This is a genomic window from Paraburkholderia tuberum STM678 (genome assembly GCF_902833905.1).
GTDB classification, from domain to species: Bacteria; Pseudomonadota; Gammaproteobacteria; order Burkholderiales; family Burkholderiaceae; genus Paraburkholderia; species Paraburkholderia tuberum.
In genome coordinates, this window is the sequence record NZ_CADFGP010000005.1 from 232887 (window position 1) to 241295 (window position 8409).

General features: G+C 64.4%; 8 protein-coding genes. 3 read left to right on the forward strand and 5 right to left on the reverse strand.

Going from position 1 to position 8409, the window contains the following annotated elements:
* The first annotated feature begins 413 nt into the window (after window positions 1–413).
* Together HWY30_RS06310 and HWY30_RS06315 are read left to right on the forward strand one after the other, a co-directional pair.
* A complete protein-coding gene (locus tag HWY30_RS06310) occupies window positions 414–809 on the forward strand; it encodes a hypothetical protein (RefSeq protein WP_090805245.1) in 396 nt (131 codons plus the stop codon).
* 75 nt (window positions 810–884) lie between these two features.
* Entirely contained in the window at window positions 885–1133 is a 249-nt protein-coding gene (locus HWY30_RS06315; protein ID WP_090805246.1) for a hypothetical protein, read from the forward strand.
* Window positions 1134–1178: 45 nt separating this feature from the next.
* Here the strand turns inward: HWY30_RS06315 and HWY30_RS06320 are convergent, their stop codons facing one another.
* The 4 genes from HWY30_RS06320 to HWY30_RS06335 all read right to left on the reverse strand — a co-directional run bounded on the left by HWY30_RS06320 (window position 1179) and on the right by HWY30_RS06335 (window position 5738).
* Window positions 1179–2561, reverse strand: coding sequence for an MFS transporter (locus HWY30_RS06320; protein ID WP_090805248.1), 1383 nt, complete (start codon window positions 2559–2561; stop codon window positions 1179–1181).
* A gap of 171 nt (window positions 2562–2732) precedes the next feature.
* Window positions 2733–3071 carry an NIPSNAP family protein gene (locus HWY30_RS06325; RefSeq protein ID WP_090805249.1) on the reverse strand — a complete coding sequence of 113 codons (339 nt, stop codon included), beginning with the start codon at window positions 3069–3071 and terminating at the stop codon, window positions 2733–2735.
* Entirely contained in the window at window positions 3068–4846 is a 1779-nt protein-coding gene (locus HWY30_RS06330; protein ID WP_090805251.1) for an FAD-dependent oxidoreductase, read from the reverse strand. Before HWY30_RS06330 ends, HWY30_RS06325 begins: the two co-directional genes overlap by 4 nt.
* A 10-nt stretch (window positions 4847–4856) precedes the next feature.
* On the reverse strand, window positions 4857–5738 hold the full coding sequence (locus HWY30_RS06335; protein WP_090805812.1) for an SDR family NAD(P)-dependent oxidoreductase: 882 nt from the start codon (window positions 5736–5738) through the stop codon (window positions 4857–4859).
* 179 nt (window positions 5739–5917) lie between these two features.
* Between HWY30_RS06335 and HWY30_RS06340 the strand changes: the two genes are divergently transcribed.
* The gene (locus tag HWY30_RS06340) at window positions 5918–6808 is read left to right on the forward strand and encodes a helix-turn-helix domain-containing protein (protein ID WP_090805252.1); all 891 of its coding nucleotides are present in this window, start codon (window positions 5918–5920) and stop codon (window positions 6806–6808) included.
* A 35-nt stretch (window positions 6809–6843) separates the two neighbouring features.
* On the opposite strand, the gene HWY30_RS06345 is transcribed toward HWY30_RS06340, so the two are convergent.
* Window positions 6844–8034 (reverse strand): 4-hydroxybenzoate 3-monooxygenase, encoded by a 1191-nt coding sequence (locus HWY30_RS06345; protein WP_090805254.1) that lies wholly within the window; start codon window positions 8032–8034, stop codon window positions 6844–6846.
* Window positions 8035–8409 lie beyond the last annotated feature (375 nt).

Genomic DNA, 8409 nt, shown 5'->3' on the forward strand with positions numbered 1-8409 from the left:
AGTCGCCCGGCATTTCGACCCGTAACCCACGGCGCCTTCCCTCCTCGTTCATCGCACTCGCATCGACGTTTCGGCGCGAGCTCGGATCGACACGTCCTGTTACACACAAACACACCGGTAATCGCGCCGCTCAGTAGAGTTCGGTTCAAACGAAAGCGGATCAGATCAAACGCTTCGCACGACAGGCACTCGCATCACAGATTTCAGGGAGCAACATCATGAAAAAAATCCTCGCATTGGTCATTCTTGCCGCCACGCTCGGTGGCGCGTTGAGCGGCTGCATCGTCGTCCCTGGCGATGATCATCCGCATCATGACCACTACTACGAACGTTATTGATCGGGCCATCACGCGCAGTAGGTGCGCGTCCGGCTCGCCACTTCATCACAGACATCCACACAACAGAGAACAATCATGAGTCTTTCACGCAACCGCTGGGTATCGTTGACCGTCGTCGCGGGTCTCGCGATCGGCGCATCGACGGCCGCTTTCGCGCACGTCGATGTCGGTGTGAATATCGGCGTGCCGGGCATCGCGGTCGTGCCCGCCGTGGTCGAGGCTCCGCCGCCCGTCTATGTGCAGCCCGCGCCCGTCTATGCGCCTGCGCCGCCTCCCGCGGTCATAGTCGCTCCGGGCTGGTACGGCGAACGCTACTACGATGGTCATCGCTATTGGGAGCGTCGCCAGTGGGAGCGGCGCGAGTGGCAACGTCATCACGACGAATGGCGCGATGCACGCGGCCCGCACCGCGACTGGCACGACAACGGCTCGCACGGTCATGGTCATGACGATCGCGGGCATGACCATTGATAGACGGCAGGTGGCGTCCATCGCGCCACCGTGTCGCGCTTGCATTCGCGCCACCCCTTTGACAGGAGCGACGACGTGCTACGCAAGGATCCGAGACGAGTAACCGCGCAGGTCGACGGCGCGCACATTTGCGCCGAATACAGCGAGCTGACCGGCCAGCTGTGCCTGCGCCAGGACGGCACGCTGGTGCGCGAATGGTTTCCACCGCATTCGTGGATGGCGATCGCGTCGGTGGCCGGCGCGCGCCACTGGGGCACGCGGCCAACCGACGACGAATTGCTCGCGCTGCTGCACAACGAAATGGCGTTGCTGCGCGCGTCCTGAGCGGTCGCGCGTTGTTCGAGCGTAGCGGCACGCCCGACGCCGCGCTCATTCGATCGCTATGGCGCCGACGTTTTCATCGACCGATGCGTGATCGAGCGGCTCGCGCCGCATCATCAATACCACCCCGCCCGCCGCGATCACGGCCGGCACCGCGAGCAGGCTGAACACGGCGCCGAAGTGCCAGCCGAGCCCCATCAACGCCGCGCCGATGAGCGCGCCCGCCACGCCGCCGACGCGGCCGATTCCCAGCATCCACGCCACGCCCGTCGCGCGCGCCCGGGTCGGGTAGAAGCTCGCCGCGAGCGCCGACATCGACGTGACCGCGCTGGTCGCGACCGTGCCGGTCAGGAAGATCAGCGTCCCGAGCCAGACCTGATGGCCGACGCCCCGCCCGACCAGCAACACGAGCGCGCCGACGAGGACATAGGTCAACGCGATCACGCGATGCCCGGCGAAGCGATCCATCACCCAGCCGACGCACAGATTGCCGAGGATGCCCCCGAGCGGAAACAGCGACGTCATCAACGCGGCCTTTTCACCGGAGAAGCCGGTGTCCTTGAACAGCGTCGGCAGCCAGTTGGTCAGCAGATAGTAAATCAGTAGCCCCATGAAATAGGCGAGCCACAGCATCAGCGTGCCGAAGCGGTAGCGCGCCGACAGGATGATCGTGAGCGCCCATTGCGAACGTGCGTCGCCGGTATTGCGGCACACGTCGACCGCGAAAAAACGGCATCCGTCGAAGCGGTCGTGGGGCGCGATGCGTTGCAGGATTCGCGCGATCCGTTGATCGGCGCGCTTACGCACCGCGAGAAATTGCGCCGATTCCGGCAGAAACAGTATCAGCATCACGCTCAGCACGAGCGGACCGGCGCCGCCGGCGACCAGCACGCTCGGCCAGCCTAAATGCGGAATCAGCCATGCGGATGCGAGACCGCCGATCGCGAGACCGCCTGAAAAGCCGCAGAACATCGCATTGACGGCGACCGCGCGAATCCGCGCGGGTGCGTACTCGGCCATCAGCGTGACCGCGTTGGGCATCGCCGCGCCGAGACCGAGGCCGGTGAAAAAGCGCAGCAAGGTCAGCGATTCGATCGAGCTCGCGCGGGCCGCCGCGAGACTCCACAGCCCGAAGAAGAACACCGACAGCACTAGCACCGTCTTGCGTCCGATGCGGTCCGCGCAGGGGCCGGCCGCGAGCGCGCCGATGCCGAGTCCCACCAGCGCCGCGCTCATCACCGGGCCGAGCGCGCTACGCGCGATACCCCACTGCTGCACGAGCGACGGCGCGATGAAGCCGACCGCGGCGGTGTCGAAACCGTCGGCGGCGACGACCAGAAAGCACAGCACCAGAATCGTCCATTGAAAAGGCGAGAAGCGCTGTCCGTCGATAAAGGCCTGCACGTCTACACTGCGTTCGGAGCGGCTCATGTGCGTGCTCCTTTCAGCTGGTTCATTGCGATGTCTCCTTGAGATGAAGAGGTGTTTTCTTATGGTTCGAATTGCTGTTCAACGCGCGGACGCCGCGACGGTGGTCGCGACCGTGCTTGCGAGCGTCGCGCTGTCCGTTCGTTCATGCCTGTCTCCTCCTCGAACGGGCGGCTAGCGCAGCATCGTCAGCGTCCTGAAGTCGACTCGCCTGATGATGCGGCTCTCCTGCGCGACGATCAGATGCGCGGACGCCTGCAGATACGCAGGCCACTCTGGATCGGCATCGCGCGCGGTGCGGCGCTGGTCGTAGTCGCCGATGCTCTCGTAGCCCCACAGATGCACGACCTGGTTCAGCACGCCGATATCGCTCATGTAAAAGCCGACTGGCGCGCCCAGATACTTGAGCTGAATCGGCATCGCGAGCCGGTCGAAAACGTCGATGAACTCCGTCATGCCGCGCGGACGGATCGTGTAGATGCGATGATCGACGAAAGGTTTGCCCTGGCTCATGTGCCGGTCCTCAATACGGTTTCGGCTGCGCGGGGGTCCGCGTTGCTTGCGCTCTTCGCGCTGTTCACGCTCACGCCCGCGAGATGACGGCCAGTGATATAGCCGAACGTCATGATCGGCCCGAGCGTGATACCCGCGCCCGGATAGTTGCCGCCCATCACGCTCGCGCGATCGTTGCCGACCGCGTACAGGCCGGCGATCGGTGCGCCTTTCACGTCGAGCACTTCGCCGGTGACGTTCGTCGAGATGCCGTCGAAGGTGCCGAGATCGCCCATCACGACCTTCAGCGCGTAGTACGGACCGTCGCCGATCGGCGCGACGCACGGGTTCGGCTGGTGCTCCGGGTCCCCCAGATAGCGATTGAACGACGTCGTACCGCGGCCGAATTCGCGATCTTCGCCACGCACCGCGTCGGCGTTGTAGCGCTTCACGGTCGCCTCGAGCGCCGTGCCGTCGAGACCCGCGTTGCGCGCGAGTTCCGCGAGCGTGCGGCCCTTGCTCAGATAGCCGTTGCGCAGCAGCGGGCCAAGCGGCACGGGCGCCGGCTTCGCATAACCGAGCCCGTATTTGCGGATCGTCGCGTGATCGCAGATCAGCCACATCGCGGTTTCGCGTTCGTTCGAGCAGGCCTCGATCATCGCGGCACCCACGTCGTGATACGAATTCGCTTCGTTGGTGAAGCGCTTGCCCGCGCGCGTCACGCCGATCACGCCAGGCTTGTAGCGATCCACCAGATGCGGAAACACGCCGACGCTGCCGTCGCTCATCGGCACGCGCGACACCGGCATCCATGCGGCGGGCTGCGGAAAACGGATCGTCACCCGCGCACCGAGACGTTCGGCCATGCCGATGCCGTCGCCCGTATTGCCGCGCGGCACCGGTGACAGGTGTTCGCCGCCGCGCCGCAGATGCGGATACGCGCGGGCGATCCGCGCGACGTCACGCGAGAAGCCGCCGCACGCGAGCACCACGCCGCGTCGCGCGACGATGCGCATCTCGCCTTCCGGTCCCGCGACGAGCGCGCCGGTGACGCTGCCGTTCGCCACGGTCAGCTCGCGAGCGGCCGTGTTCGTATGGATCGGAATGCCGAGATCGAGCGCGGACTTCGCGAGCCGCGCGGCGAGCGCGTTACCGCTCGTGATCTGCACGCCGCGCCGGTACAGCGCAAGGTCCTTCAGATGGCTCGCGAGGCGCTTCGCGACGTACAGCGCGGAGGTGAGCGAACGCGTCGCATTGAAGAAGTGCTTCAGGTCCGCGTTCGACGAGTTGAACATCATGCCGATGAACGTGATCGTCTTCAGCGGCGGGCGCAATCGCGAGATGTCCTGGCCCAGCGCGCGCGCATCGAACGGCGCGGCGACGACCGAGCGGCCAATGTCGACACCACCGCCCACGTTCGGGTGATAGTCGGGATACAACGTCGGCACGAATTTGACGGTGGTTTCGCGCTCGAAGAAGTCGAGCATCTCAGGGCCCGTGTCGAGAAACGCGTCGACGGCGGCGGCATCGAAGTACGCGCCGGTTTCGCTGCGCATATAGGTCAGCGCCGCTTCGCGCGTATCGCTGACGCCGTTGCTCCTTGCGTGACGGTTGCCCGGAATCCACAGCACACCGCCTGAAAACGCGGTCGTGCCGCCGAAGAACGGCTCCTTCTCGATCACGACGACATCGAGACCGTGTTTGCGCGCGGTGATCGCGGTCGACAGCCCTCCCGCACCCGAACCGATCACGAGCACGTCGCACGTGAGTGTTGCGCCGCATGTTGCGTTGGTCATGATGGTCTCCTTACGCTCGGACCTGGCGGTCGGCCCGGGTGGCTTGCGCGGCCTGGTTGGCTTCGAAGCCGGGACGCGGCACGAGGTCCATCAGCATGCTTTCGAAGCCACCATCGACGACGACTTCGGCGCCGTTCACATAGGCCGCGCGTTCGCTCGCGAGAAACGCGACGACATCGGCGATATCGTTCGGCTCGCCGATCCGGCGGCTCGCCGTCATCGCGCTGCGCCGGCGTTCGATATCGCCGTGCTCGTAGAACGCCGCCGACAGCGGCGTGCGGATCATGCCCGGGCACACGGTATTGCTGCGAATGCCGCGTGGTCCCCACTCCGCCGCGATCTGCTTCGACAGCATCGTGACACCGGCCTTGCCCGCGCTGTAAGCGCCGCTATAGGTCTGCGGATGATGCGCGGCCACCGACGCGACATGCACGATTGCGCCAGCGCCGCGCTTGAGCATGCGTTGACCGAATTGCTGCGAGCACAGCATGTAGCCGGTCAGATTCACGCGCAGCATCGCATTCCATGCATCGAGTCCAATCTCTTCGATGCCCCCTGGCCGCAACAGGCCCGCGTTGTTCACGAGCACATCGGCGACGCCGAGGCGCGCTTCGACCTCCGACACCGCGCCGCGCACGCTATCGATGTCGCCGATATCGCAGGCGAGCGCCAGCGCTTCGACACCGCTCACGTTCAGCGCTTGCGCGACGTTACGGCACTTCTGCTCATCGCGATCGAGCAGCGCCACGCGTGCGCCAGCGTCGCCCAACACCTGAGCAATCGCGCTGCCGATGCCGCCCGCCGCGCCGCTCACGACGCAGACGCTGCCTTCGAGCCCGAGCCAGTGTCGCGCGTTGGCGGGTGTGTCGCGCCGATCTTTCCGTTGATTCATTTGCTTAGTCCTCCCGATCTCCATGTTCACGATCGCGGCGAGCTTAGGTTGGCCGGCTTCACCAAACTGCGTCATTCGACCGCGTCTTCGATGGAAAAAAGTATAGCCACGCGGTTCGGGACGAAATTGGACAAAGGCAGCGCATCGCAGGACAATTCGAACATTGGAGACAAAACCGCATGAGGAATATCCCTAACTACGATCTGTACGGAGAGTCCGCGCGGCCGCCGTGGTACGACGGGTTCAATTTCGAATGGATCGTCGAGCGCAGTCGTCCGAACGACTGGCATATCGCCGCGCACCGGCACGATGCATTGCTGCAGATTCTCTATATCCGCAGCGGTTCGGGCCACGTGCTGATCGAAAGCGAAAAGCTCACGATCGACGCGCCATGCCTGATCCTGATTCCAGCGCAAACGGTGCACGGTTTCGTGTTTTCGCCGGAGATCGACGGGCTCGTGATTACCGCCGCGCAGCGCGCGCTGGAGTCGATTTCGAAAGCGGTGTCGCCGGGCCTCGTGCCGGTGCTGCAACGGCCCGCGCTGATTCCCGTGCGGCCCGCGGTCGGCGAGCGCACGTTGATGCCCTTGTTCGGTTTGTTGGAGCAGGAATTTCGCGGCAGCGCGCGCGGCCATATCGCCGCGGGCATGTCGCTGATGATTGCACTTTTTGTGCAGGTCGCCCGGCTGACCGATGCCGCCTCGAGCGCGGGCGCGACCGTCAATGACCGGCGCGCCGCGCAGATCAAACGGCTACGCGAACTGATCGCCACCCATGTGCGCGAGCATCTGCCAATCGATTTTTACGCGGACAAATTGGGGGTGACCGCGGCGCAACTGGGGCGCATCTGTCGTGAGGAGCTTGGCCATTCGCCGCTGTCGCTCGTCAACGATCAGTTGATACGCGAGGCGCAGCGCGATCTGGTCTACTCGGGTTCGAGCATCAAACAGATCGCGCATGCGCTCGGTTTCGAAGATGCGGCCTATTTCAGCCGCTATTTCCGCAAGCAGACCGGCGTCACGCCCAAGGAGTTTCAGGCGGCCGCGCATCGGGATCTGTCGATCAATTAGCGATCCCGATGATCGCGCGGTGCTTGCAGTAGCGCTTACAGCTGCGCCTGCATCTGCGCGCCGGCGACGCCGACGTAGTTCTCCGCCAGTACTGTCGCGGCCGTGCGCGACGTCGTCACGTACTCGAGCTCGGCGACCTGCAGTTGCTGCTCGAACGCCGAAGCGCCTTCGATACGATGCAGCATGCTGGTCATCCAGTACGAGAAGTGCTCGGCGCGCCAGATGCGTTTGAGCGCGGTTTCGCTGTAACGGTCGAGCAGATCGACGCGGTTTTCCTTGTAGAACGCGTCGAGCGCCTTGCTGAGCACGTTCACGTCGGCGACCGCGAGGTTCATGCCCTTCGCGCCAGTCGGCGGCACGATATGCGCGGCGTCGCCAGCGAGGAAGAGGCGCCCGTACTGCATCGTCGTCGACACGAAGCTGCGCATGCCGACGATGTTCTTCTGAAAGATCTTGCCGTCGATGATCTTGTGGCCTTCGTCCGAATCGGCGCGCGCATGCAGCTCGGCCCAGATGCGATCGTCGGACCAGTTGTCGACCGAGTCCTTCGGATCGCACTGGAAATACATGCGCTGCACGTTCGGCGAGCGCGTGCTGATCAGCGCGAAGCCGCGCTCGTGGCGCGCGTAGATCAGCTCGTCCGACGACGGCGGGCCTTCGCACAGAATGCCGAACCAGCCAAACGGATAGACGCGCTCGAAATCCTTGCGCAGCGTCTGCGGGATCGCCTGGCGCGACACGCCTTGTGAGCCGTCGCAGCCGATCACGAAGTCGCATTGCAGTTCGTGCTCCGCGCCTTCGTGGCGATAGCGGATCGACGGCTTCTCGGTATCGATGCCGTGCACCGACGTCTCCGATACGCCGAAACGCAGTTCGGCGCCCGCGGCGACGCGCGCCGCGACTAGATCCTTGATCACTTCGTGCTGGGCATAAACCGTGATCGCATGACCGGTGAGGCCGGTCAGATCGATGCGGCGACGCTTGCCTTCGAACGCGAGTTCGAAACCGTGATGCAGCGCGCCTTCGGCTTGCATGCGTTCGCCGAGACCGGTTTGCGTCAGCAGATCCATCGTGCCCTGCTCGAGCACGCCGGCGCGAATCGTCGATTCGATCTGATCGCGCGTGCGCGTTTCGAGCACGACCGAGTCGATACCGCGCAAATGAAGCAGATGGGAAAGAAGCAGGCCAGCGGGCCCTGCACCGATGATGCCGACTTGGGTGCGCATGTAGTCTCCTGAATGCGGTGATGAAATTTGCGCTCAGTGTGACGATCGCGACGCCTATCCCGCAATGCGATATAGCGGATAGGCCGTATCGCGTTGCGCGATAGAAGGTGTAAGGCGGGAGCCAGCGCCGCGCGGCTGTTTCGGCCGCAAACGCAAGACTGGTGGGGTTTTCCGCCGATTTTGACGACCCGCGGCTCGTGCTGCCGCATCGCGTGCCCTCAGGTAAACCCCGATCCGCTAAACAAGCTTCAACTCGCCAAGAAATAGTCGGTAGACGGGATTTTTCGTCTCTTCCCAGCACGGATAGCCGAGCGTTTCGATGAAGCGCTCGAACGCCGCGTGGTCGCTCCCGGGCACCTGAATGCCGACCAGAAT